This window comes from Labilibaculum sp., from assembly GCF_963664555.1.
In the GTDB taxonomy this organism is placed as follows: Bacteria; Bacteroidota; Bacteroidia; order Bacteroidales; family Marinifilaceae; genus Labilibaculum.
This window is the reverse complement of the sequence record NZ_OY761461.1, coordinates 2730845-2753517: the sequence shown is the minus strand read 5'-3', so window position 1 is coordinate 2753517 and position 22673 is coordinate 2730845. Positions and strand designations below refer to the sequence as shown.

Annotated in this window: 25 protein-coding genes; 12 read left to right on the top strand and 13 right to left on the bottom strand. The window is 33.6% G+C overall.

Annotation, left to right across the window (positions count from 1 at the left end):
* The first annotated feature begins 459 nt into the window (after positions 1–459).
* On the top strand, positions 460–930 hold the full coding sequence (locus ACKU4N_RS11000; RefSeq protein WP_321316377.1) for a low molecular weight protein-tyrosine-phosphatase: 471 nt from the start codon (positions 460–462) through the stop codon (positions 928–930).
* Entirely contained in the window at positions 927–1796 is an 870-nt protein-coding gene (locus ACKU4N_RS10995) for a fructosamine kinase family protein (RefSeq protein ID WP_321316376.1), read from the top strand. The genes ACKU4N_RS11000 and ACKU4N_RS10995 overlap by 4 nt, the downstream gene beginning before the upstream one ends.
* Here the strand turns inward: ACKU4N_RS10995 and ACKU4N_RS10990 are convergent.
* The 5 genes from ACKU4N_RS10990 to rpsF all read right to left on the bottom strand — a co-directional run bounded on the left by ACKU4N_RS10990 (position 1793) and on the right by rpsF (position 5462).
* The gene (locus ACKU4N_RS10990) at positions 1793–3091 is read right to left on the bottom strand and encodes a cobyrinic acid a,c-diamide synthase CobB (RefSeq protein WP_321316375.1); all 1299 of its coding nucleotides are present in this window, start codon (positions 3089–3091) and stop codon (positions 1793–1795) included. The genes ACKU4N_RS10995 and ACKU4N_RS10990 overlap by 4 nt on opposite strands.
* Before the next feature lie 132 nt (positions 3092–3223).
* Complete coding sequence (locus tag ACKU4N_RS10985; RefSeq protein WP_321316374.1) at positions 3224–3928, bottom strand: TapB family protein; 705 nt, start codon at positions 3926–3928, stop codon at positions 3224–3226.
* 447 nt (positions 3929–4375) lie between these two features.
* Positions 4376–4819: a 50S ribosomal protein L9 gene (gene rplI / locus ACKU4N_RS10980; RefSeq protein WP_321316373.1), complete on the bottom strand. Its 444-nt coding sequence runs from the start codon at positions 4817–4819 to the stop codon at positions 4376–4378.
* A 22-nt stretch (positions 4820–4841) separates the two neighbouring features.
* Positions 4842–5111 carry a 30S ribosomal protein S18 gene (gene rpsR / locus ACKU4N_RS10975; protein ID WP_101263476.1) on the bottom strand — a complete coding sequence of 90 codons (270 nt, stop codon included), beginning with the start codon at positions 5109–5111 and terminating at the stop codon, positions 4842–4844.
* 3 nt (positions 5112–5114) lie between these two features.
* Positions 5115–5462, bottom strand: coding sequence for a 30S ribosomal protein S6 (gene rpsF / locus ACKU4N_RS10970; protein ID WP_197092725.1), 348 nt, complete (start codon positions 5460–5462; stop codon positions 5115–5117).
* A gap of 227 nt (positions 5463–5689) precedes the next feature.
* On the opposite strand from rpsF, the gene ACKU4N_RS10965 reads away from it, so the two are divergent.
* Entirely contained in the window at positions 5690–6814 is a 1125-nt protein-coding gene (locus ACKU4N_RS10965; RefSeq protein WP_321316371.1) for a universal stress protein, read from the top strand.
* A 56-nt stretch (positions 6815–6870) separates the two neighbouring features.
* On the opposite strand, the gene mtaB is transcribed toward ACKU4N_RS10965, so the two are convergent.
* The 8 genes from mtaB to bioA all read right to left on the bottom strand — a co-directional run bounded on the left by mtaB (position 6871) and on the right by bioA (position 15103).
* A complete protein-coding gene (mtaB, locus tag ACKU4N_RS10960; RefSeq protein WP_321316370.1) occupies positions 6871–8151 on the bottom strand; it encodes a tRNA (N(6)-L-threonylcarbamoyladenosine(37)-C(2))-methylthiotransferase MtaB in 1281 nt (426 codons plus the stop codon).
* On the bottom strand, positions 8148–9491 hold the full coding sequence (miaB, locus tag ACKU4N_RS10955) for a tRNA (N6-isopentenyl adenosine(37)-C2)-methylthiotransferase MiaB (protein ID WP_321316369.1): 1344 nt from the start codon (positions 9489–9491) through the stop codon (positions 8148–8150). The genes mtaB and miaB overlap by 4 nt, the downstream gene beginning before the upstream one ends.
* A 12-nt stretch (positions 9492–9503) precedes the next feature.
* Positions 9504–10148 (bottom strand): ferredoxin--NADP reductase, encoded by a 645-nt coding sequence (locus tag ACKU4N_RS10950; RefSeq protein ID WP_321316368.1) that lies wholly within the window; start codon positions 10146–10148, stop codon positions 9504–9506.
* A 406-nt stretch (positions 10149–10554) separates the two neighbouring features.
* Positions 10555–11238 (bottom strand): dethiobiotin synthase, encoded by a 684-nt coding sequence (gene bioD, locus ACKU4N_RS10945; RefSeq protein ID WP_321316367.1) that lies wholly within the window; start codon positions 11236–11238, stop codon positions 10555–10557.
* Positions 11239–11245: 7 nt separating this feature from the next.
* Entirely contained in the window at positions 11246–12007 is a 762-nt protein-coding gene (bioC, locus tag ACKU4N_RS10940) for a malonyl-ACP O-methyltransferase BioC (protein WP_321316366.1), read from the bottom strand.
* Positions 11988–12680, bottom strand: coding sequence for a DUF452 family protein (locus tag ACKU4N_RS10935; RefSeq protein ID WP_321316365.1), 693 nt, complete (start codon positions 12678–12680; stop codon positions 11988–11990). Before ACKU4N_RS10935 ends, bioC begins: the two co-directional genes overlap by 20 nt.
* Positions 12670–13791: an aminotransferase class I/II-fold pyridoxal phosphate-dependent enzyme gene (locus tag ACKU4N_RS10930; RefSeq protein ID WP_321316364.1), complete on the bottom strand. Its 1122-nt coding sequence runs from the start codon at positions 13789–13791 to the stop codon at positions 12670–12672. The genes ACKU4N_RS10935 and ACKU4N_RS10930 overlap by 11 nt, the downstream gene beginning before the upstream one ends.
* Before the next feature lie 7 nt (positions 13792–13798).
* Positions 13799–15103 (bottom strand): adenosylmethionine--8-amino-7-oxononanoate transaminase, encoded by a 1305-nt coding sequence (bioA, locus tag ACKU4N_RS10925; protein ID WP_321316363.1) that lies wholly within the window; start codon positions 15101–15103, stop codon positions 13799–13801.
* Positions 15104–15277: 174 nt separating this feature from the next.
* Between bioA and ACKU4N_RS10920 the strand changes: the two genes are divergently transcribed.
* The 9 genes from ACKU4N_RS10920 to ACKU4N_RS10880 all read left to right on the top strand — a co-directional run bounded on the left by ACKU4N_RS10920 (position 15278) and on the right by ACKU4N_RS10880 (position 22614).
* On the top strand, positions 15278–15763 hold the full coding sequence (locus ACKU4N_RS10920; protein ID WP_321316362.1) for a thioredoxin family protein: 486 nt from the start codon (positions 15278–15280) through the stop codon (positions 15761–15763).
* A gap of 131 nt (positions 15764–15894) precedes the next feature.
* Positions 15895–16437: an FKBP-type peptidyl-prolyl cis-trans isomerase gene (locus tag ACKU4N_RS10915; protein WP_321316361.1), complete on the top strand. Its 543-nt coding sequence runs from the start codon at positions 15895–15897 to the stop codon at positions 16435–16437.
* Between the two features lie 105 nt (positions 16438–16542).
* Positions 16543–17841 (top strand): dicarboxylate/amino acid:cation symporter, encoded by a 1299-nt coding sequence (locus ACKU4N_RS10910; RefSeq protein ID WP_321316360.1) that lies wholly within the window; start codon positions 16543–16545, stop codon positions 17839–17841.
* A gap of 116 nt (positions 17842–17957) precedes the next feature.
* Complete coding sequence (locus ACKU4N_RS10905; RefSeq protein ID WP_321316357.1) at positions 17958–18245, top strand: hypothetical protein; 288 nt, start codon at positions 17958–17960, stop codon at positions 18243–18245.
* Between the two features lie 51 nt (positions 18246–18296).
* Entirely contained in the window at positions 18297–19019 is a 723-nt protein-coding gene (locus ACKU4N_RS10900; protein WP_321316355.1) for a M48 family metallopeptidase, read from the top strand.
* A 1-nt stretch (position 19020) separates the two neighbouring features.
* Positions 19021–19392 (top strand): hypothetical protein, encoded by a 372-nt coding sequence (locus ACKU4N_RS10895; RefSeq protein ID WP_321316353.1) that lies wholly within the window; start codon positions 19021–19023, stop codon positions 19390–19392.
* 1061 nt (positions 19393–20453) lie between these two features.
* A complete protein-coding gene (locus ACKU4N_RS10890) occupies positions 20454–20882 on the top strand; it encodes a helix-turn-helix transcriptional regulator (RefSeq protein WP_321316351.1) in 429 nt (142 codons plus the stop codon).
* Between the two features lie 62 nt (positions 20883–20944).
* Positions 20945–21706 carry a dihydroorotate dehydrogenase electron transfer subunit gene (locus ACKU4N_RS10885; protein ID WP_321316350.1) on the top strand — a complete coding sequence of 254 codons (762 nt, stop codon included), beginning with the start codon at positions 20945–20947 and terminating at the stop codon, positions 21704–21706.
* The gene (locus tag ACKU4N_RS10880; RefSeq protein ID WP_321316349.1) at positions 21700–22614 is read left to right on the top strand and encodes a dihydroorotate dehydrogenase; all 915 of its coding nucleotides are present in this window, start codon (positions 21700–21702) and stop codon (positions 22612–22614) included. Before ACKU4N_RS10885 ends, ACKU4N_RS10880 begins: the two co-directional genes overlap by 7 nt.
* The last annotated feature ends 59 nt before the right edge of the window (positions 22615–22673 follow it).

Sequence of the window (22673 nt, the reverse complement as noted above, 5' to 3'; positions counted from 1 at the left end):
TTCTTGTCAGCTATATACATTAAATCTGTTTTCATTTAGAAGTTTTGTCCTACAAACTTATAAAAAAAAAATTAATAAGGAGTTATAGGTCTTAATTTTTCTGTTAAAAAAATGTTATCGATTAAAAAAAATGAAAACAACAGCACAATCCTGCATGATCCAACACAAAGATCTGTTGTACAGTAAATTACAAATCGAGCATACTATAAGTGTCTTAAATGCGGGAATTAAAATTACGAATCTGACAAATTTCAGGCTACTGGTAGTTCTTTTTTTAAATATTTGATGTTTAAAATCAATAAATTCACCATTTTTAGTTATTCATGATGTGCCTATACTAAAATTTATAGGGTAACTAGTAGTCATTTAGTACATATATGATTTTCAAGATTTAATTTCGTAAATTTTCATTTTAGAATTCATATTTATACTTTGCTGAATAAACTTTAAATGATTTGAATGAGAAAGCGATTACTTTTTGTTTGTTTGGGAAACATTTGTCGATCTCCAAGTGCAGAAGCTGTAATGAATGCATATATAAAAGAAAATCAGCTTAATGATGAATTTGAATGTGATTCGGCAGGAACAGGCGGTTGGCACACTGGCGATAGAGCTGATGAAAGAATGCGGCGACACGCTTTACGAAGGAATTATAATTTAACAAGTATTGCCAGACAGTTTAATGCGCAAAACGATTTTGATAAGTTTGATTTTATTTTTGGAATGGATCAGCAAAATGTAAATGATCTTAAGGTTTTAGCAAGAAATAAAGCGGATTTAAAAAAGATTAAATTAATTACAACTTATTGTTCCCGTTTTTCAAATTACAACTCTGTTCCTGATCCATATTATGGTGGTGATGACGGATTTGAATTAGTACTTGATATTCTTGAAGATGCCTGCGAAGGTTTACTTAATGGTTTAACATGAGAATTGAGGGAGTTTTTTCTAGAATTGAAGATTTAGTTGGTCAGAAAATTACCGGTTTTAAATCTATTTCTGGTGGGAGTATTGCCACAACAAATCAAATTCGGTTTGAGAATGGTCGTTACGCCTTTTTAAAAACAGAACCTTATTCTGATGATATGTTTTTTAAGGAAGCAAATGGCTTAAAGGAAATTCGTAAAACTGCCTGCATAAGAGTTCCAGAAGTTTTATTGGTTGATTCAGAAGTTTTATTGCTTGAATTCATTGAGGAGGGGAGAAAGGACAAAGATTTTTTTAGTCGTTTTGGTACACAAATGGCAAATTTGCATAAAATATGCGCAGGTAAATTCGGATTTAAAGAAGACAACTACATAGGGGCGACACCTCAGTTAAATATAGCTGAAAATACTGAAAACGATAACTGGTGCGATTTTTATTATAACAAACGCTTATTATATCAATACAAGTTGGCCGAAAAAAACGGATTGGTTGGTACTGAATTAAAAAATGGTTTTTTGGTTTTAGAAGGACGAATTGAAGAAATTTTAGAAGGAAGTGAAGAAAAACCAACTTTATTGCATGGAGATTTATGGAATGGTAATTTTATCTGCGATAAAGATTTGAATCCTTGCTTAATTGATCCTGCAGTATATTACGGTCACCGAGAAGCAGATTTAGCCATGACAAAGCTATTTGGAGGCTTCAGTAATGATTTTTACAGTTCATATCAAAAAAAGAAGCCTCTTCCACAAGGATATGATTATAGAGAGAATATCTATTTTTTGTACCATGTCCTTAATCATCTGAATTTATTTGGAAACAGCTACTATGGACAGGCGGTTCGGCTTGTGTGGTCATATCTTCACTAAAATAACAAATTCATAATGTTTTTTTCGCCCCAGTAAAAATGAATGTAAGAGGCAATTGTGTTGTTTTTTCTAAACAAAAATGTATCTAACTTCTGATTCCTAGCCGAATAGATTTCGCCAATAGAATATTTAATTGATGGATTGATAATATGAGAATAATGAAATTCATGTCCGAAAAAGACATTCTTATTTATATGAATCTTTCGATATCCCAATTTCAATTTCATATTCTCCATGCTGGTTTTTTGATCAAAATATCCAACCATTGGAAATTCATTAGAATCTGAATCGATAATACTTGCACTTAAATACATCATACCACCACATTCTGCTAAAACACGACCACCTTTTAAACAGAATTCTTTGATGGTATTTCTCATAGATTCATTTGAGCTCAATTCTTCGAGGTAAAGTTCAGGATAACCGCCTGCAAAATATAGTAAGTCTGTAGGTGGCAAATGATGATCCCTTAGGGGTGAAAAGAAAGTGACTTCACCTAAATTTTCCAAGGCTGTTAAATTTTCATGATACGTAAAATTAAATGCTTCATCTCGGGCAACTGAAATTTTAAGATTTCCTCGTTGAATAGTTTCATCAATTTTCGGTTCATGAAATGGAATTGTAGTTACTTCCAATAGTTTCTCAATATCAACTGTTTTAGAGATGTGTTTCGCAATATCTTCAATAGTAGAGTTGTATTGCGACGAATCAGAAATCTGCAAACCAAGGTATCGGGAAGGCAGATGAAGCTTTTCATTTTTAGGAACGTAACCAAGCGGAGTCACTCCAACATCTTCACATGCATCTTTTAAAAACTGATAATGTGATTCGCTGCCTACAAAATTAAAGATTACCCCGGCAATTTTAATACCTGGATAAAAGTTTTTAAATCCAAATAGTAAGGGCGCAACCGAATAAGCCGTTGCCTTTGCATTAACCACAAGAATAATTGGAATATCTAACAATTCAGCAATTTGTGCAGAACTTCCTTCCATTTTCTTTGCCCCGTCAAACAAGCCCATTACGCCTTCAACTACAGAAACATCAGCTTCAATAGAATATTTACCGTAAATACTCTTAACATGACTCTGACTGCTCATAAAGGTGTCTAAATTGATTGAGACATTGCCAGCAGCCCAGGAATGATGTTTTGTGTCAAGATAATCCGGACCGCACTTAAATGGCTGAACTTGCAGCCCTTTGTTCTTTAAATAGCGTAATATACCTTGAGTAATAGTCGTTTTTCCTGATCCGCTGGAAGGTGCAGCAATTAAAAACTGAGGTTTCTTATTCATATCAAACTTTAAAAAATGAAAAACCAAAAATAAATGAATATTCTTAGCATTAAAGCAAGTTTTGGAATTCATTTCAACTTATAGCTGATTACTTATAGTCTGAAAAATCTATAAAGTCTGAAATATAATATCTTAGGGCAAGAAAAAATCTTCGGCAAGAAATTCCAATATCTTATATGAAATTAATTTTCCATTGGGATGATATTCCTCCATTCGTACCAATCCGACATTAATGGCATACCATTCAAATACTTTGGTCTTGTTTTTTGAAATCCCTCCATAAGTAATTTTATCTGCCGAAATTTTAAAGCAATTGAAGCTACCTGCCGGAGTTCTTATATTTTCAATCGCATCTACCTTTCGATTGATTAGAAGAACATTCATCGACATCAAAACTGAACCGGTTCCTCTTAATATACTAGCTTCACAACTTGATTCCGGCAACATTTGTCCAACCGTTGGTTGAATTGGAATAGCAACACTATCCGATGAAATTTTTATGACCATCTTCTGATAGGAATCCAACTTTACAGGATCAAGATATCGCTCTGAACCCACAAAAAAAATAGAGTCATTACTAACCAAGCGAAAATACTGATAAAAGATGCTTTGTTTTCGGGTAGTAATTTCTGACTCAATATTATACTGAATTAATCCCTCTGATTTTGATTTACCAACCAACTGCCAAACCTCTGAGTATTGTCTTCGATCTTTAGAGTCGTATGAAACATACTTAATCCTGAAATTTCTTTTCGAAGGTAGGTAAGTGTTGTCCCTTTGTCCGAAAGAAGAAAGTGAGATCGAAAATAACAGTAATATGGTGTAAAATATCCTCATTCAATATAGCATTTTATAACGACCCTTTGTGTGATCAGTACTTAAAATTACACATAATCCTTTAAGTTGAAAATAATAGTTTACGTATTTCTGATAAAATATAAAATCAATCCAAACTGACCTCTCAATTGCTAATGAATGTAGTAAACATTTATTTTCCCCAATAACAGGGTTCAGGTTTAATCTACATTAATTTTCTCAAAAGATTCATCAAAAGAAAGTGTTATTTATGGCTGATTAACAAGTCAGGAACATTGTACCAATGTAATGAATCCTAATTTCACAGAGATGGGAGTAAGGAGAATAGAAATTCTGGATTCAGGATTTTGGAAAACTTACGCAATAAAAAAACCACTCCAAGCGTTAATCGGAGTGGTCTTAATCTGTTTGTTTGAAAAGATTTAAGTTTGTCTGTTATAAACTTAAATTAATTAATTATCGAAGCGATTATTCAGAAACAACGTCAAATTCGATATCAACCTTAACTTCTTTATGAAGTTTGATGGTTGCGGTATATTTACCAATCTCTTTAACTGCGTCTTTAATTGCAATGATTTTTCTGTCAATTTCGAATCCCTGAGCAGTTAATGCTTCAGCAATCTGAATGTTGTTTACAGAACCGAAAATTTTACCGGTAGTACTGGTTTTAGCACCTACACTTAAGGTAACACCTTCAAGTTTTTTAGCAACTTCTAAAGCTTCGTTTTTGATTTTTTCTTCTTTATGAGCTCTTTGTCTCATATTTTCCGCATTCATTTTCTTAGCTGATTCTGTTGCCAGAATAGCTATTCCTTTAGGAATTAAATAATTTCTACCGTAACCGTTTTTTACAACTACGATGTCATTCATATATCCTAAACTATGAATATCTTGTTTTAAGATTACTTCCATTTCGTTTCCTCCAGTTTAAAAATTATTTCATCATGTCAGTTACGTATGGCAGCAATGCAATGTGACGAGCACGTTTAACAGCTGTAGCTACCTTTCTTTGGTATTTCAAAGAAGTACCAGTGATACGACGAGGTAAAATTTTACCTTGTTCGTTTAAGAATTTTTTCAAAAATTCAGGATCTTTATAATCGATGAATTTGATCTTGTTTTTCTTGAAACGACAATACTTTTTCTTTTTAATCTCAACTGACGGAGGTGTCAAATATCTGATTTCTGATTGATTCTGTGCCATAGCTTACTTCTCCTCTTTAGATTTAAGTTTTCCTTTTCTTTTAATAGAATACTCAAAAGCATACTTGTCAAGTTTGAAAGTTAAGAAACGGATGATTCTTTCATCACGTCTGTAGTTAAGTTCCAATTTCTCGATTAGTTCGCCTGGAGCATCAAATTGAAGCAATTGGTAAAAACCAGTGCTTTTCTTTTGAATTGGATAAGCCAGCTTGCGCAGTCCCCAGTTCTCCTCATTAACCATCTCACCACCATTCTCGGTGATAAGGGCTTTAAATTTTTCTACCGCCTCCTTTACCTGAGCCTCAGATAAAACGGGAGTTACAATGAAAACGGTTTCATAATGATTCAACATAACTTTAATTGTTTAATTAATTACTTAGTAAGTAACTGTTTTTTATTGAGCTGCAAAATTAACGATTCTTTTTTGATATTTCAAGAATGCTATAGATTTATTACGTTTTTGAACACATATTATCTTTCAAATCTATTTAAAGTACAAATTTCCGGGATCTTAAATCCTCTTGTTAGCTTTTGCTTTTTTTTGTAACTTAAACGTAAGGATAAATTAAACCCACAACAATGAAGGACAGGATGATAACATTAGCAACTTATAGCTATTCCAGAGCACAGTTGCTTAAAACTCGTTTAGAATCAGAAGGTGTGCAGTGCTTTCTAAAAAATCTCAACTTAATTCAATCTGCAGTAGGAGGTGGAGTAAAATTAAGAATAAAAGAGCAGGATTTAGCTCAGGCTCTTGAAATAATTGAGGAATTGGAATTAAGCTACGCTCAGGAGGATTTTGAAAAAACCTTTCCACGGAAAAAAATAGATGTAAACCGCATTTTGGTTCCCATTGACTTTTCTGACTTTTCGCCACGTTTATGTGAATATGCAATGAATATTGCGAAGAAATTTAATGCGGATATTTTGTTATTTCATACCTATTTTGCTTCAGCAATCGAAACAATTCCATTTTCGGATAGTTACACTTACAATGCTACTGTTGTAGAAGTTCTTTCGGAGGTGGAGAAAAATGCCAAAGCCAGAATAAAGGAATTGTATTACGATATACGCAACAAATTAGAATTAGAGCAAGTTGAAGGAATTGAAGTCGATTATGCTTTAAGCGGAGGAACAGCCTCTTCTGAAATATTGAATATTTGCAATACCTACCAACCCGATTTAGTAATTATGGGAAGCCGCGGTGAATCTGCAGGAACTACTAACCTTTTGGGAAGTGTTGTTTCCAACGTTATTGAGGAGTCTAAGGTGCCAATTCTTATCTTGTCTGACCAGGGAGAAGATGTAAGCCTTGATCAGATAAACAACATCATGTATGCAACAAATTTTGATAAGGCTGATTTCAGAGCCATTGCCAATCTTAAGTTTATAACCAAGCCATATGATATGAAAATTCATTGTGTTCATTTTAATGATGTTGATGATGAAAATGTAATGGAAGAACATCAAATGAAAGTATTGAGGAAATATTTAGATAGAATCCTTGGAGAATCGAATGTTAATTGCTCTATAATACAAATTGAGGAAAAAATGAAGGGAATTGAAGAGTACGTTCAGAAAAATGATATTGGGATGATTGCCATTTTAGCAAGAAAACACAATTTGTTGGAGCGTTTATTTTTTGGACAAATGTCAAGAAAACTATTCATAAAAACTCATATCCCGATTTTGGTATTTCATTAAGTTATGATACCAACAAAAAAAGAGAGTGTCCAAAAAGTGGATACCCTCTTTTTTCGTTATATTATTTCTCCTTTTAAAACAGGGTCAGAACCATCTTCAATGCCAGTAATCTTAACTTTGTAGAATTGATTCTTTTTAATATTTTTACCTGTGAACTGTATAGGAATGTAATATTCCCCATAACCATTCGCAATATTTCCGTCAATTTTTTCAACTAAAACAGATTGGGTTTTCCCGATAAAGCTTTTTCTATAATTAACTTTGATTTCATCAGATAGATTTCTAAGAGTTTCACTTCTCTCGGTTTTTGTTCTCTCATCTACCTGATTAGGCATTCGTTCAGCTCTTGTTCCTTTTCTAATGGAATATTTAAAAGTATGAACATGTCCAAAATTCAATTCTTTAATTGCATCACAAGTGGCTGAAAAATCTTCTTCACTTTCATTTGGAAAACCAATTATGATATCGGTTGTAATATTAAAATCAGGGTTTTTAGCTCTTACGGTTTGCACTATTTCTTTAAACCTTTTGGCTGTGTACATTCTTCTCATTTGAAGTAGGACAGGTTCCGATCCACTCTGCAAACACAAGTGCAAATGCGGTGTCATTTTAGGATGGTTCAAAAGTCCAATAAATTTCTCTCCAAAACCATCAGGTTCTATAGAGGAAATACGAAGTCTAAAATCACCTTCAAGGTTAAGAATTTGCTCGACAACATCATCAAACTTATATCCTTCAAACTCATATCTTCCAATATTTACGCCGGTTATTACAATTTCCTTCGCTCCGTGAGAAATTACTTCACGGATATTTGTCAGAATATCTTGTATTGGTCTACTCGCAGCCCTTCCCCGAACCGAAGGAATAATACAAAACGTACAAAAATTATCACAGCCATCTTGTATTTTAATCATACTTCGGGTATGAAAACCTTTATCAGTAGCTCCATAGGAAAACAGATCTGCATTTAATTTTGAAGGATGAATAATTTCGCCATCAAAATGAGCTTCAACCAAAGAAAACACCGAAGCTTTCTGATCATTTTCAACTACATAATTAATTTCTGCTCTATTTTCCAACTCTTCCTTAGCATTATTAGCCATGCACCCCGTAACAACAAGAACGGAATCTTTATTTCGTCTGTTTGCCTGATTAATAAAATTTCTCGATTTGTGATCGCTTTGATGAGTTACTGTACATGAGTTAATTACGTATACGTCAGCAGACTCATCAAATTGAACAAGCTCATAACCTTTATCTTGAAATTGAGACGCCAATGCATCCGTTTCATATTGGTTTAATCTACACCCTAAGGTTTTAAACGCCACTTTCTTCACGCTACACTTTCTTTTATCGTTATCATTTCACCTTCAACTGAAAAATCAGCGGCCGATGTAATTTTCACATCTACAAATTGGCCTATCAAATTCTCATCCTGAGATAAAAACCGTACATTAATTCTTCCCTCTGTTAATCCCGCAAGGTAACCATCATGTTTAGCCTGTCCTTTAACCAATACCCGATAAGTTTTACCCACCATTGATGAATTGTAATTTTTGGAATGAATCTTCAAATCCTGAGTTAAAATATGGTGTCGCTCTTTCTTAATATCCAGACTTACATCATCAAACCAACGATGACTTAATGCTCCAGGCCGAGAGGAGTATATTGCAATGTAAGCCATATTATATTTAAACTCACTCATTGCTTTTCTGGTGTTCTCAAATTGCTCGTCATTTTCTCCTGTAAAACCAACAATAATATCCGTAAAGAGAGTCGCTTCAGGAAGTAAGCGTTGAATTGTTTGAACAATTTGCCTGTATTTCTCTATTCCATGCTTACGATTCATGTGAATAAGAACTTTATCATCGCCCGATTGAATTGGTAAGTGAATTTGTTTGGCAAGGCATTTATATTGAGCAATTACTTCAATAACTTCATCAGTCATATCGCGTGGATGCGGAGAAGTAAAGTAAATCCAAAACTCCTTTTTAAGTTGATTTCCCAAATCTCCAACTCTACGCAACAATTCAGGAAAATCAATTTCATCACCTTTTTTATCAAGACCATATGAATTTACATTTTGTCCAAGTAAGGTAATTGATTTAAATCCACGCTCCACCAAATTTTGAATTTCTGTTACAATTTCATCGGATGGACGGGAAACTTCTCTCCCCCTGGTATATGGAACCGCACAAAATGAACAAAACTTATCACAACCGTTTTGAATGGGAACAAAAGCCTCAAATTCAGAAGTATAACTAGGTTTTACATGCCAGAATTCAGAAATATTTTCATTCTGAGAATCAAACCCTTGCTGCAATCCAATAGGAGTTGTAATTCCATAATGCTGAACCATTTCCGGCAATTTTGGCAAATCTTTCATTTGAAAAATAATATCAAACAACTTGAGAAACTTATCCAAATCAGAGGGTAGGATACAACCGGAAACAAAAGTGATTAGGTTCCGTTTGTTTTTCCACAAATTCCATTTATGAATTTTGGAATAAACCTTGTCGATTGCCTTTTGACGAACAGAACAAGCTAAAATCCCAATTAAATTGGCTTCTTCTTCTTTATCTGTCCATTGGTAGCCCATGTTTTCGATTACCGAACGAACTCTTTCTCCATCCGAAGCGTTCATTTGACAACCTAATGATACAAGATGATATTTCATTTTTATTTTTTCTTAAAAGTAAACTTCTGTATGAATAGGGCCCAATACAATTCCTTGTTTTTCAAGAATGTCGTAAGCTTCATAAATCATATGACAATTACCACACAAATAACAAACTGTATCTGAGGGAATTGGATTTTTCAATAAATAATCCGTTACTCTACCATAAAAATCACCTGATTTTTCGCGGGAGGTACATAAAATGTACTTTCCATTCGGATAACTATCTTTCTCATATGCTTCTTCTTCAATCCGCACGCCATGAAGTACTCGGTAATCCATTTCAGGATGAGTTTCAACAAAACTATGAATTGGAGATATACCGGTACCTGTAGCAATAAATAGAAACTTTTTCTTACTAATTTCTGATTCCTCTAATGAGAAATGACCAAAAGGCCCATCAACATCTAAATAATCACCGGATTTACATCGTTTCAGTTTTTTTGAAACCAAACCGTTTTCAACTTCTTTAATTAATACTTCTAAAAAATCATCATTTTCAGAACTATATATAGAATATTCTCTTCGATCAATACTTCCGGAAAATCCAAGGGTTATGTATTGCCCTGTTTTAAATGTAAAATCATTTTTTTCCATCCTTATAACATAGGTGGAAGAAGTCAAATTTCTTATCTCAATAACTTTGTGTGATCTCATTCTTAATTTATGTATTCAATTTTGTTCATCCATAAATTCATTCGTATTTAACTCAATAATAAACCGAATTATTTATATGGAATCGTTACAAATAAGCGAGTACAAAAAAAGATAAAATCCATCTAATAAACAAGAATAATAGGATCTTTAGATCTGTTTTAACAAAAATCAATAATATAATGTGTGAAATTCTAAAAAAAAACACAATTTCTTCTAGAATGTATATAAATCAGACATTAGTAGATTCTATTTTATTTATTGATTATGTGACATTTAATCTGGAATTTTTATTTTTTTAAGCGCCTGAGAATTAAATAAATTACATGCTCGTTGAAGTAGGGCAAGACTATTTCTTTCTGAAAGGCTTAAAAAATAATCTGAATTTTGTGATATTACTCACATGCTATTATTCTGCAAAAAACAGTTTGCTAAAATCAACATTTGATATTTCGTTTTTCTTCAATTCCGGAATCTCGATAATTGGACAATCAAATCCATATTTTTTCAAGTAAGTTTTAAAAACCTGTACTGAATCTTTTAAAATGAATTCACTGTTTGCAGGATATTGATTGTAGATTAATCCTTTAATTGGAATTTGTCTTCGTTGTGCAATTTCAAAACTGAGAAGAGTGTGATTAATACTACCCAATTTTGATGATGTAACTAAAATCACCGGATATTTTTTCTCCTCCATAAAATCAAGAAGTGAATAATCCAAAGTTATGGGAACATGCATACCACCTACACCTTCCAAAAGAAGATAATCAAATTGATCTTCAAGAATTGCAGTCGATTTTTCAATTCTTTTAATATCAATTTCCTGATTTTGCATTTGAGCGGCAAGATGCGGTGATGCAGGATAATCAAAAACATACGGACAGGTAGTTCCGTCTTTATCAACCTCTTGAATTTCCATTCCCATTATTTCCCGATGCATTAAAATATCTTCAGAGATTCCTTTGCAACCGGTTTGTGCAAATTTTTGAGTTATCACTGATTTTTTCTGATCCGATAAATACTTGGCCATTAAGCCTGTTGCAAATGTTTTACCGGTATCAGTATCAATTCCTGCAATAAAATAGGTTGGCATTATTAATTTATTTTTTAGGTTTCGCAATAAAATATAAGGGTTGATAGGTAAGGGGTACACCCAAGTCGGTACCAAACAAATCCTGATAATCCTCTTTAAAATTCTTCAGATCGCTTTTTGTCCAAGCCTTTCCTGGAATTCCGTTTACACCAGTTTGCTTCATATGAGATAAAACACCAAGAGGATCTGAGAAGAAACGGGTAATTGTTTCTTTGTCACTCCAAAGAATTTCAAACTTATCAGACAGAAGCCGTTCATGCTTTCCAAACGACAAATAATTTAATCCTTTGCCATTCACTTCGCGTATTTCTCTGTAATTATCGGGGCCAAAAGTGCTAAATACAAGTAACCCGTCAGGCTGTAAAGCTTTGTGTATTTTTGTCAAAAACCCATCTAAATTATTGAACCATTGGAATGTTGAACTCGAAATAATCAAATCCAACGAATCTGGTAAGTCCATAGACTCAATATCTCCACCCAAAAATTGTATATCCGAATGAATAGAGCTAAGAATGTCTGAATATTCTTCTACAATATCATTTGCATAATACAAATCGGTATTGAATTTTTGGAAAAATTTATCAGTAAGTACAGCCGGACCGCACCCAATCTCCAGAACTTTCGAAAAATGGCTTACGGGTTGACGCAACAATTCATTAATCAATCTGGAGGCGATAGCTTCCTGAACAATAGCATGTTTACGATAGGTTTCGATACTTTTTACGAATCCTTTTTGTACTTTATCTTTATTAATATTTTGATGCTGCACTTTTACATTCCTCCATTAAATCATCCCACGAATTCCAACTGTAAAAACAAAAGTGAGGAGTATTTTCCATTTTAATTATATTATTTTGCTCACGCCATGCATTTTCTAAATTTTCAAATGGAAAAATTAAATCGTTTTGCCCCAATAATACCGAATCATATACATTCCAATCAATAAAATGATTTTGTACAAGCTCTTGAAGTACAATTAATTCTTCCTTTTGATCCTCAATATTCCGTTGTGGCATTTGCATTTTGAAACGATCAAACCCATTTTTACCACCACACATACGAAGCCAAAACTTCTCAATAGTTCGAGAATTTAATCCATCTATGGTGCCCTGAAAAACGGCAGGAGGAATACCTTTCAAATTATCAATTGCTTGTAAAGTTCCATTTATCGCAATTTTACCGGCAAATAGATTTTTCCATTGATGGTAGAGCATGTTTGCGACATAAACACCAAGCGACCATGCAACCAAATGTACTTCCTGATAATTTTCAAACAGCCTTTCAACCTGTTTAGGAATTAATATATCCCGATAGTCAAAACACATTAGAACATCGTACTCTTTTGAATTTATTGCTTGAAAAGGATTTGCATCGCATCCCCAGCCATTCATAAACAAAATGCACTTCTCGTTAGCTGATTTGTGTAACCATTCACTTTTCATCGCAATAATTCTTTATCAGTTCCGGCAAATCTTTAAGATCTTCCCAATCCATATCTGCACAAACAGAAATACGAAGTCTGGCAGAATCTTTAGGTACTGCAGGTGGTCGGATAGGGAATACCAAAAATCCTTTTTTTTGCAAATACTCAGCTAAATTAACGCATTTTTGACTGTCTCCAACCAGAACCGGAATAATATTTGAACTTCCCATTGTTTCTATTCCGGCATTCTTCAGGCCTTCTCTTAATTGTTCTGATATGGATTGTAGATGCTCCCGTTCCATTTTCATTTTTACAATGGTTCGTAACATAATATAGTTCCAACTGATTACAATTGGAGGTAGAGCAGTGGTGAAAATCAAAGAACGCATTTTGTTAATTAAATACTCTTTAAGAATAGCATCACAAATAACATATGCACCAATTGAGTTCATTGCTTTACCAAAAGTTCCAATTAGTAAATCAATTTCATCAAGGCATGATTTCTCTTCCGATAAACCAAGCCCTTTGATACCTCTAACACCAAGAGCATGAGCTTCATCAATATATAAAAAGCAATCAAATTGTTTTTTTATTTCAATCAGCTTTTCGAGGTCGGCTTCGTTACCATCCATACTAAAAACCGATTCGCTTACAATAAAAACCCGATTGAAATCTTTCCGTTTTGTAGTAAGAATATGTGTTAAATGATCGTAATCAGCATGTTTAAAACGAACTTGTTCGGCACTACTTAAACGAATACCATCAATTATACTGGCATGGTTCAATTTGTCGGATATTATCAAATCATCTTTTCCTGCTAAAGCTGCTAAAATACCAATATTGGCATGATATCCTGAGTTAAAAAATAGGGAAGGGCGTCCATACAATTTTTCCAATTCATCTTCCAGTAACTGATATTCCTTAAAATTTCCAGTAAGCAGGCGAGATGATCCGGAGCCAAAAGAATTCCCCTTTGGCCGCGGTATATTCTTCTTACTAACCCCTAAATAATCATTTGAAGAGAGGTTAACCTTATAGTTACTTTCTGAAATCATTTTTAGGGCACGAAGGTTCCCAGATTCCTCAAGCTTCTGTAATTCTTCTTTGTATTTAATCAGTTTTTGATCCATTTTTAGTTTATTGCATTGCTACCACTTTAACCAAAGCTTTGCAAAGGAAAGATAAATCTTCTTCAGATATAATAAATGGCGGCATAATATAGACTAATTTTCCAAATGGGCGAACCCAAACTCCGTTCTCCACAAATTGCTTTTGAATAGAAGCCATATTTACCGATTCATTCATTTCAATTACTCCAATAGCGCCCAAAATTCGAACATCTTTTACTTGTTTTAATTCCTTGGCCTTCGACAAATTCTTAATTAATTGTTTTTCAATTTTACGAACCTGATCCAAACAGGATGAATTCAAAAGCAAATTAACACTTGCCACACCTACAGCACATGCCAAAGGATTTCCCATAAATGTAGGTCCATGCATAAAGCAACCTGGAGCTCCGGCAGAAATTCCATCACTTACTTTTTGTGAAGTTAAGGTCGCCGCAAAACTTAAATAACCACCTGTTATCGCTTTTCCAACGCACATAATATCCGGTGATATATCTGCATGTTCGCAAGCAAATAATTTTCCGGTTCGACCAAAGCCAGTTGCTATTTCATCGAGAATAAGCAATATATTATATTTGTCACAGGCTCTTCGCAGTTCCGTTAGGTATTGGGGATGGTAAAATTTCATTCCTCCAGCCCCCTGAACAACAGGCTCTAAAATGATGGCAGCAAGTTCTTCATGATGTTTTTCAATCATATATTGCATAGACTGAAAAGAGTTTGAATCCCATTCATCATAAAAACCACAACTTGGCGATTCGGCAAAGTAATTAACAGGCAACACTCCTTTAAAAATTTCATGCATTCCAGTTACAGGATCACAAACAGACATGGCATTAAAAGTGTCGCCATGGTATCCTGAACGGATGCTCAAAAATTTATTTTTATTTGAATTTCCTTTGGTAAACCAATATTGTAGAGCCATTTTCATTGCCACCTCAACAGATACAGAACCAGAATCGCTAAAGAAGACCTTCTCCATTCCCTCCGGACTTATATCAACCAATAACTTGGCCAGCTCAATTGCAGGTTTGTGTGTTATTCCGCCGAACATCACATGCGACATCTTTTTTAATTGCTTTTGAATCGCTTTATTCAAAACAGGATGATTATATCCGTGAACAGCGCACCACCACGAAGACATTCCATCAATAATATCTTGACCAGAATCCAATGTAAGTCTTACACCATCAGCCGAAATAACCGGGTAGACGGGGAGTGGCTCATGCATTGAAGTATATGGATGCCAAATATGTTCTTTATCAAAAATGAGATCAGATGGCTTAAACTGTTCCGACATAGGAGTTTTTTTCATGTAAATTCTTTGTAAAACTAGGGTTAATCCTTCTAAACCGTACCAATTCTAAAGTATTTTTACAACATATGTTGTTTAGGTTGGTCTTAAAATGTTATTTGTTCGTTAAAAATCTGAAATCTCCTTGATTTACCTTCAATTTAATTTAAATTGCTTCAAATTTAAATTACAAACATGAAAACTAAAAAAATTACCGTTTTAGTAAGTTTATTTCTTCTATTTAGCCTGACTTCAATAGGCCAAAAGCCTTATGATCCATCTCTTAACGGGAAAGAGGAAATTGCCAAAGCAGTTGAGAAAGCAAAAAAAGAAGGAAAACATGTCCTACTTCAGATTGGAGGAAATTGGTGTCCCTGGTGCATAAAAATGCATAACTATCTAAGTACTGACACCACATTAAATAAACTTGTTGAAGACAATTATATTTTTCTTGAGGTAAACTACAGCAAAGAAAATAAAAACTTAGATGCATTGGCTGAACTTGGTTATCCTCAGCGTTTTGGATTTCCTGTCATGGTCGTATTAAATAGTAAAGGTGAACGACTTCATACGCAAAACACAGGTAATTTAGAACAAGACAAAGCTTACGATTTCGAAAAAGTAAAATCATTTCTATACAATTGGAGGCCTGATGCTTTAAATCCGGAACATTACAAATAATATTAAAAGGAATAAATTTGGACTATCAACTCCTTTTTTATTTGAATAAAGAAATAATTGTACTTTCTTTGTACAGAATTTTCATGTTTTGGGATTCAGATTAAGGATATAATAAATAAAAAAAAAATATTATGACAATTTCAAAAGATAAGGTTGTTTCAGTTATTTATGAATTAAAAACTGATCTTTCGGGAGAGATTATTGAAAAAGCGGTAGCAGAAACTCCACTTACTTATTTATGTGGTGCAGGGCAGATGTTAGAAAAATTTGAAGAAAAATTGATGGGACTTAAAGTAGGTGATTCTTTTGATTTCAAATTGGAAACTGAAGAAGCATACGGTGAGGCATCAGAAGAAGCTGTAATCGATCTTCCTAAAAATATATTTGAAGTTAACGGTGAATTTGATTCGGAAGTTATTGCAGAAGGAAATGTAGTTCCAATGCAAGACAACTCTGGCCGCAGAATGAATGGAATTGTTCTTGAAGTAACGGATGCTACTATCAAAATGGATTTCAATCATCCACTTGCAGGAGATACTCTTTTCTTCAAAGGTGAAGTTATTGAAGTTAGAGATGCTTCAGAAGAAGAAATGAAAGAAGCTTATGCACCTCAGGGTGGTTGTGAGAGCGGAAGTTGTGAGAGCGGCGGATGCGGCAGCGGATGTGGATGCTAATTCTTTTCGAAAAAAATATTTCAGCCCGAAAGCCTTTGGTTTTCGGGCTTTGTTTTTCTAGTCTTATCAAGTATCTTTAAAGCACAATAAAAAAATATTTTGATTATGTGGAAACGATTGCCTCTTTACGTGAAAATTTTAGTTGGAATGGGATTTGGAATTATAGCGGGATTAACTGCCGTTTATTTTGAATTATCTGAATTGACCAATGATTGGATCAAACCTTGGGGTGATATTTTCTTAAACTTATTAAAATTGATTGCTGTTCCTTTGATCTTTGTTTCTTTGGTAAAAGGAATATCAAGTCTTTCCAATATTTCAAAATTATCAAGAATTGGTATTAAAACTATTTCTCTTTACGTCCTTTCTACAGTAATTGCTGTAAGTTTTGGTTTAATATTAGTGAATACAATAGAACCGGGGAACACTTTTCCCGACCATAAAAAGGTAGAGTTACAGGAAAAATACCATACAACAATTGATTTAAAGAAAAATCAGGCTTCAGATTTAAAAAATGAGTCTCCACTCAAATTTCTTGTAGATATTGTTCCTTCCAACTTCTTTCAGGCAGCTACGGATAATTCTAAAATGCTTCAAATCATATTCTTTGCAATTCTATTTGGCATTGCAATGGTTATTTTGGAAGAAAAGAAAGTTAAGGTAGTCAGAGATTTTTTTGATGGGATAGATGCAATTATCCTCAAAATAATTGACATTATTATGCTGTTTGCTCCTTATGGCGTATTTGCTCTTATTTCAGGTTTAATAGTCGATTTCTCCGGCGATCTTGATTTATTTTCGGCTTTAGGTTTGTATGCAATAACCGTAATTTTGGGTCTTTTAATAATGATATTTGTGATCTATCCTTTGTTCCTTAAATTTTTTACTTCAGTTAGATACACAGATTTTTACAAGGCCATCTCACCCGCCCAACTGTTAGCATTTTCAACAAGTTCCAGCGCGGCAACTCTTCCAGTTACCATGGAGTGTGTAGAAAATGAGATAGGTGTTGCAAATGAAGTTGCGAGTTTTGTTCTTCCGGTTGGTGTTACCATTAATATGGATGGAACCAGTTGTTATCAGGCAATTGCCGCAGTCTTTATCGCCCAGGTATTTGGTGTAGACTTAGATATTTACGACCAATTAATAATTGTAGTCACAGCAACTCTGGCATCGATCGGAACACCCGGAGTTCCGGGTGGGAGCATTGTGATGTTAATCATTGTTTTAACATCGGTTGGAATACCTATTGAGGGATTGGCATTAATATTAGGAATTGACCGGCCACTTGATATGCTTCGTACAGTTGTTAATGTTACAGGGGATGCTACTGTTGCAACAATAGTTGCTGCAAGTGAAGGTCAATTAAATCCTGTACCGAAAATTCAAGTCAAAAATATCTAGGTAATATTATCACTCCATAACTTTTCAACGGAACAAGGAAATTCAATAAGTGTTTATTATCTTTGCAGTCGAATAACAGTATCTTCTGTTATACAACTTATTCAAAAATCATAGATATGGCAAGTAGAAAACGCTTAAAAAAGGATATCGATTACCTTAGCTTTGAGGTAATTTCAGATTGCTACAATTACAATTATTTGCATCCTGAAAACAAGGATAAAGTAATGGAAATTGTAAAGAATATTATAGTTTCCCGTAATCAGTTAATTGCGCGTGTAAATCATCCGGATGGTAAGGACAATCCTAAAATTGTTAAAGCTTACTACAAGGCTGTTTATACTGATTTGTTCAAAAATGTTGACGAATCTTTCACCGAATTGAGCAATTTAATTAAAGAGAAATAATTTCTTTCAAAAGATATTTCTGATAGCTTTGCATAGTGCAAAGCTTTTTTTATGCCCGAAGAAAAAATTATACTATTAGAGGATATTGGGGATATTCTCTTTAAAAAGAGTCGAAGATTCAAACGTCTATCAGTAAGAATTGCGCCTAAAAAAGGAATTTGGGTTAATGTGCCTTATGGTATAAGTTATCAGGATGCCATCAATTTTGCCAAGAAAAATAAAGAGTGGATTATTGATAATAATGCAAAAAGAAAATTAAAAGAGAATAGACAAACAATTTTCACTCCTGAGATCCAATTTAAAACACGTTTCCATCAATTAAAGCTAAGTCCAGGAGAGGTGAGTTATTATTCCGCAAAACTCTCTAATGGAGTATTGGAAGTAAAGTATCCTGCCAATACCGAGATTCAAAATTCAGACTTACAAATATTCATTCAAAATTCTATCATAGAAACCTTGCGCAGAGAAGCAAACCATCATCTTCCAATTAGAATCAAGGAATTAGCAAAACTTGGTGGGTTTTCCTATAAATCCCTTAAAATTAAAAATACAAAAAGTCGTTGGGGATCATGTTCACATGATAATAATATTAACCTCAATCTTCATTTAATGAGATTACCTGATGAACTATGCGATATGGTTATATTGCATGAATTATGCCATACTAAAGTTAAGAATCATTCCAGGGAATTTTATCAATTATTGGAAGTTCATTGCCCGGAATTGACCAGAAAAAGAAAAGAAATTAAAAAATACTCAACAACAATATATTAACATGAATAAGGAAATTTATATTTTAGTTGGCATCTGTGTATTGACATTCTTAATTGGGCACAAATTAAAACAAAAATTAAGAATGCCGGAACCAAAGAAGCTTACAAAAAGAGGTAAGAAAACAAAAAATAACGTCGTTACTCCAGCCCCTTATTCCCGCAGAAAAGAAAAATTAAAAGTTATCTTTTTGTATATACAGCTGATTCTAGTATTTGGTTTGTTAATATTTATGATTCCGGCCTTATCACGCGATATCCTCGCAAACAATCAAGTTAACAACCAAAATTTAATACTTCGAATATTAATTGCCGCGTTCGCAGCTTACATTTTATTTATTGGCTTTTTACAACTTAGAAAACCCCGGAAAAAATAATCTCCAGACTCAAGAAGAACTCAGAGTATTAAATAGATTTCCGGATATTCGAAAAAATAGAGAAAACTTCTTTTTTTTCCGGATAGTAACATGATTTGATATAAAGAAAACCAACTCACCTGTTTAATTTTGTGACACTTACGTGAGAAATTCCTTCCTTTTAACCTTCTTAGGATTTAATTTTTGTAACCCAATGGTATATTATTTACAAATTTCATTTGGATTTTGCCTAATACTGTAATTAGCAATTCAAAAAACCCAATTCAAAATTTACAATAAGCAATGCACTTAAATTTAAAGTTGTAACTTATGAAGTTTACATTTAAACACTGCAAATATACAATAGAGGGAATTCGATTTGTAAACTAGTTTCCTGTTATGATTTACATAGGTAATGTGATAATAAGTACCAATATTTTAGATGTTAATTTCATTTACAATTAAAAGAAGTCGCAATTCTCTTTACGGATAAAATTATCACCAGTAGTCTATGTTCTGATTACCAGTTAATTAATAGGTTAATATGAAGTAATACTTTAATAACTAAATTACATATGTATAAATATTATTCCAATACATGTAAATAATGTAATTTAATACAGCATAATAATCAGTAAATCAGAATTATATATCTTTTATCTACAGTAAATAAATAAGTGAAATTATCAAATAATATCATTCAACTAAGAACATCTGTAAAAACTGTAAGTATAGCACTGTAAACATCTTAAATTGCCTGACAAACAGACATTTTATGATTTTTTTTCGGGATTCATTCAATATTGTTTACGAAATAGAATTTTACAGGTTTATTAAATGGATTTAGTTTAAAGGCATACATTGTGCATAAACACACTGATATATAAGGAAAACAAGGTGTTTACAAAAGTAATAATGCCAAATGGTTACAACTTGTACATTTCATTTTGTTTGAATTACACTTGTGAACCACTTTTGTAAAAATTCTTTTCGCTCTCGCTTTGACGTTTGTAATTTTTATATTAGGTTTGTAATGTTACTTGGATTAACATTTGTAAAATTCACATCTAAACAACTTAAGAATGAAAAATCGAATAGTTCAGCTGATTAATAGTGAAGGGCTTACCTCTTCTAAGTTTGCAGATACAATAGGCGTACAGCGGTCTAGTATTTCTCATATTCTATCCGGTCGTAACAACCCAAGTCTGGACTTTGTTCAAAAAATACTAACATCATTTCCTTCAATTGACCCTAATTGGCTTATTTCAGGCATGGGAAATATGTATAAATCTCAAGATTCACCTTCTTTGTTTCAAGAACAGGAAACAAACCAGACGCCTCTTGAAATTCAACCTAATCATCCCCCTAAATTAAATAAAGAAACAATTAATATTCCCCGCTCAAACCGAGAACCTGTGCTGGAAATGAGCGCATTTACGTCTGGAAAGCAGATAGAGAAAGTAGTGGTGTTTTATACAGATAAAACTTTTAAAGAATACAATCCTTCTTAAGTATTTTTTAGCTTATCTTTGCCTGCGTTTATACTTAACAGTTTAAAATACAACCAGACACCATGAAAAAATTAGTACAGGACTTTGAGGTACTGCACAAGGAAGAGCTTAATAAAGGGACTTTTGTTATTGATGTAAAGGCATCTGCGCCTTTGCCAGACATTAAACCAGGGCAATTTGTTAACGTTCTTGTCGAAAATGCAGCCAATACCTTCCTCAGAAGACCTTTGTCCATCCATTTTGTTGATTACGAAAAGAATATCATCAAATTATACATTAAAAAGATTGGAGAAGGCACTACCAAATTAGGCGAATTAAAACTTGGAGACAAGCTTAATATTGTTTTCCCATTAGGAAACCATTACTCTATCCCTAAGAACTCTAAAACTCTTTTAATTGGTGGGGGCTGTGGTGTTGCTCCTTTATTATACTTGGCAAAACATCTTAAGGATGCCGGAAATGAGGTTACAACAATATTGGGTGTGCGCTCTGCCTATGATGCTGTTGAATTAGATCCTTACGAAGAATACGGACGTATATTCGTAACTACTGAAGATGGTTCTGTTGGCGAAAAAGGCTATCCTACGCAGCATTCTGTTCTTAATGAAAAGTTTGATTACACTTTTACCTGTGGGCCAGAGCCAATGATGAAGGCAGTAGCAACTTATTCAAAAAGCAAAGATATTCCTTGTGAGGTTTCACTTGAAAACACTATGGCTTGCGGGTTTGGAGCATGTTTATGCTGTGTGACTGACACAAAAAGAGGTAATATATGTACATGCACTGAAGGTCCGGTGTTCAATATAAATGAGTTGAAATGGTAAATTTGGAAGTTAAGCTTAAAGATCTGATTCTTAAAAATCCGGTAATGACTGCTTCCGGAACCTTTGGATACGGTGAAGAATTTGAAGATTTTATTGATATTAGTCAATTAGGTGGTATATTAGTTAAAGGTACTACAAGACATCATCGGGAAGGAAATCCTTACCCTAGAATGGCTGAAACACCTGCAGGAATGCTAAATGCTGTTGGGTTGCAGAATAAAGGAGTTGAGTATTTTTGTGATAAAATTTATCCTAGAATTAATCACTACAATACAAATATTCTGGTTAACGTTTCAGGCTCTGTAATTGAAGATTACGTTGAAACGGCAGCAATGATTAATGAGCTGGATAAAATCCCTGCAATAGAGCTGAATATATCTTGTCCGAACGTTAAAGAAGGCGGAATGGCTTTTGGAACCAGTTGTGCTTCTGCTGCATCTGTTGTCCGTGAAGTTCGTAAGGTGTACAAGAAGCATTTAATGGTTAAATTATCGCCAAATGTAACGGACATTGCAGAAATAGCTAAGGCTGTTGAAGCTGAAGGTGCTGATTCAGTATCACTTATCAATACATTATTAGGGATGGCTATAGATGCAGAAACAAGAAAGCCACTTTTATCTACTGTTACAGGAGGTTTATCAGGCCCATGCATAAAACCTGTAGCCCTAAGAATGGTCTGGCAGGTTTTTAATGCTGTTAATATCCCAATTGTTGGCTTAGGTGGCATTATGAATGCAAAAGATGCCATCGAGTTTATTCTTGCCGGTGCTTCGGCAATTCAAATTGGTACTGCTAATTTTATTGATCCTCAGGTAACTGTTAAGGTTGTTGAAGGAATTAAAGAATATATGATAAGGCATCAGGTTGAAAATATTACCGACTTAATTGGGGCAGTTAAGACTCAGTAAATTAGGCGTTTAAATTAAAGAATGATTTCTTTAATTGACAAGTTGAGAGTTTACATCTG

What these genes read in the sequence shown, in the direction of transcription:
- ACKU4N_RS10990 (WP_321316375.1), bottom strand. Translation starts at nt 3,091, where the DNA reads ATGAATAAGAAACCTCAGTTTTTAATTGCTGCACCTTCCAGCGGATCA.
- ACKU4N_RS10890 (WP_321316351.1), top strand. Translation starts at nt 20,454, where the DNA reads ATGAAAAATCGAATAGTTCAGCTGATTAATAGTGAAGGGCTTACCTCT.
- ACKU4N_RS10965 (WP_321316371.1), top strand. Translation starts at nt 5,690, where the DNA reads ATGAAGGACAGGATGATAACATTAGCAACTTATAGCTATTCCAGAGCA.
- rpsF (WP_197092725.1), bottom strand. Translation starts at nt 5,462, where the DNA reads ATGTTGAATCATTATGAAACCGTTTTCATTGTAACTCCCGTTTTATCT.
- ACKU4N_RS11000 (WP_321316377.1), top strand. Translation starts at nt 460, where the DNA reads ATGAGAAAGCGATTACTTTTTGTTTGTTTGGGAAACATTTGTCGATCT.
- ACKU4N_RS10950 (WP_321316368.1), bottom strand. Translation starts at nt 10,148, where the DNA reads ATGAGATCACACAAAGTTATTGAGATAAGAAATTTGACTTCTTCCACC.
- rplI (WP_321316373.1), bottom strand. Translation starts at nt 4,819, where the DNA reads ATGGAAGTAATCTTAAAACAAGATATTCATAGTTTAGGATATATGAAT.
- ACKU4N_RS10905 (WP_321316357.1), top strand. Translation starts at nt 17,958, where the DNA reads ATGGCAAGTAGAAAACGCTTAAAAAAGGATATCGATTACCTTAGCTTT.
- ACKU4N_RS10985 (WP_321316374.1), bottom strand. Translation starts at nt 3,928, where the DNA reads ATGAGGATATTTTACACCATATTACTGTTATTTTCGATCTCACTTTCT.
- ACKU4N_RS10920 (WP_321316362.1), top strand. Translation starts at nt 15,278, where the DNA reads ATGAAAACTAAAAAAATTACCGTTTTAGTAAGTTTATTTCTTCTATTT.
- ACKU4N_RS10915 (WP_321316361.1), top strand. Translation starts at nt 15,895, where the DNA reads ATGACAATTTCAAAAGATAAGGTTGTTTCAGTTATTTATGAATTAAAA.
- miaB (WP_321316369.1), bottom strand. Translation starts at nt 9,491, where the DNA reads ATGAAATATCATCTTGTATCATTAGGTTGTCAAATGAACGCTTCGGAT.
- rpsR (WP_101263476.1), bottom strand. Translation starts at nt 5,111, where the DNA reads ATGGCACAGAATCAATCAGAAATCAGATATTTGACACCTCCGTCAGTT.
- ACKU4N_RS10910 (WP_321316360.1), top strand. Translation starts at nt 16,543, where the DNA reads ATGTGGAAACGATTGCCTCTTTACGTGAAAATTTTAGTTGGAATGGGA.
- bioA (WP_321316363.1), bottom strand. Translation starts at nt 15,103, where the DNA reads ATGAAAAAAACTCCTATGTCGGAACAGTTTAAGCCATCTGATCTCATT.
- ACKU4N_RS10900 (WP_321316355.1), top strand. Translation starts at nt 18,297, where the DNA reads ATGCCCGAAGAAAAAATTATACTATTAGAGGATATTGGGGATATTCTC.
- ACKU4N_RS10935 (WP_321316365.1), bottom strand. Translation starts at nt 12,680, where the DNA reads ATGAAAAGTGAATGGTTACACAAATCAGCTAACGAGAAGTGCATTTTG.
- ACKU4N_RS10880 (WP_321316349.1), top strand. Translation starts at nt 21,700, where the DNA reads ATGGTAAATTTGGAAGTTAAGCTTAAAGATCTGATTCTTAAAAATCCG.
- ACKU4N_RS10895 (WP_321316353.1), top strand. Translation starts at nt 19,021, where the DNA reads ATGAATAAGGAAATTTATATTTTAGTTGGCATCTGTGTATTGACATTC.
- ACKU4N_RS10885 (WP_321316350.1), top strand. Translation starts at nt 20,945, where the DNA reads ATGAAAAAATTAGTACAGGACTTTGAGGTACTGCACAAGGAAGAGCTT.
- ACKU4N_RS10995 (WP_321316376.1), top strand. Translation starts at nt 927, where the DNA reads ATGAGAATTGAGGGAGTTTTTTCTAGAATTGAAGATTTAGTTGGTCAG.
- bioD (WP_321316367.1), bottom strand. Translation starts at nt 11,238, where the DNA reads ATGCCAACCTATTTTATTGCAGGAATTGATACTGATACCGGTAAAACA.
- ACKU4N_RS10930 (WP_321316364.1), bottom strand. Translation starts at nt 13,791, where the DNA reads ATGGATCAAAAACTGATTAAATACAAAGAAGAATTACAGAAGCTTGAG.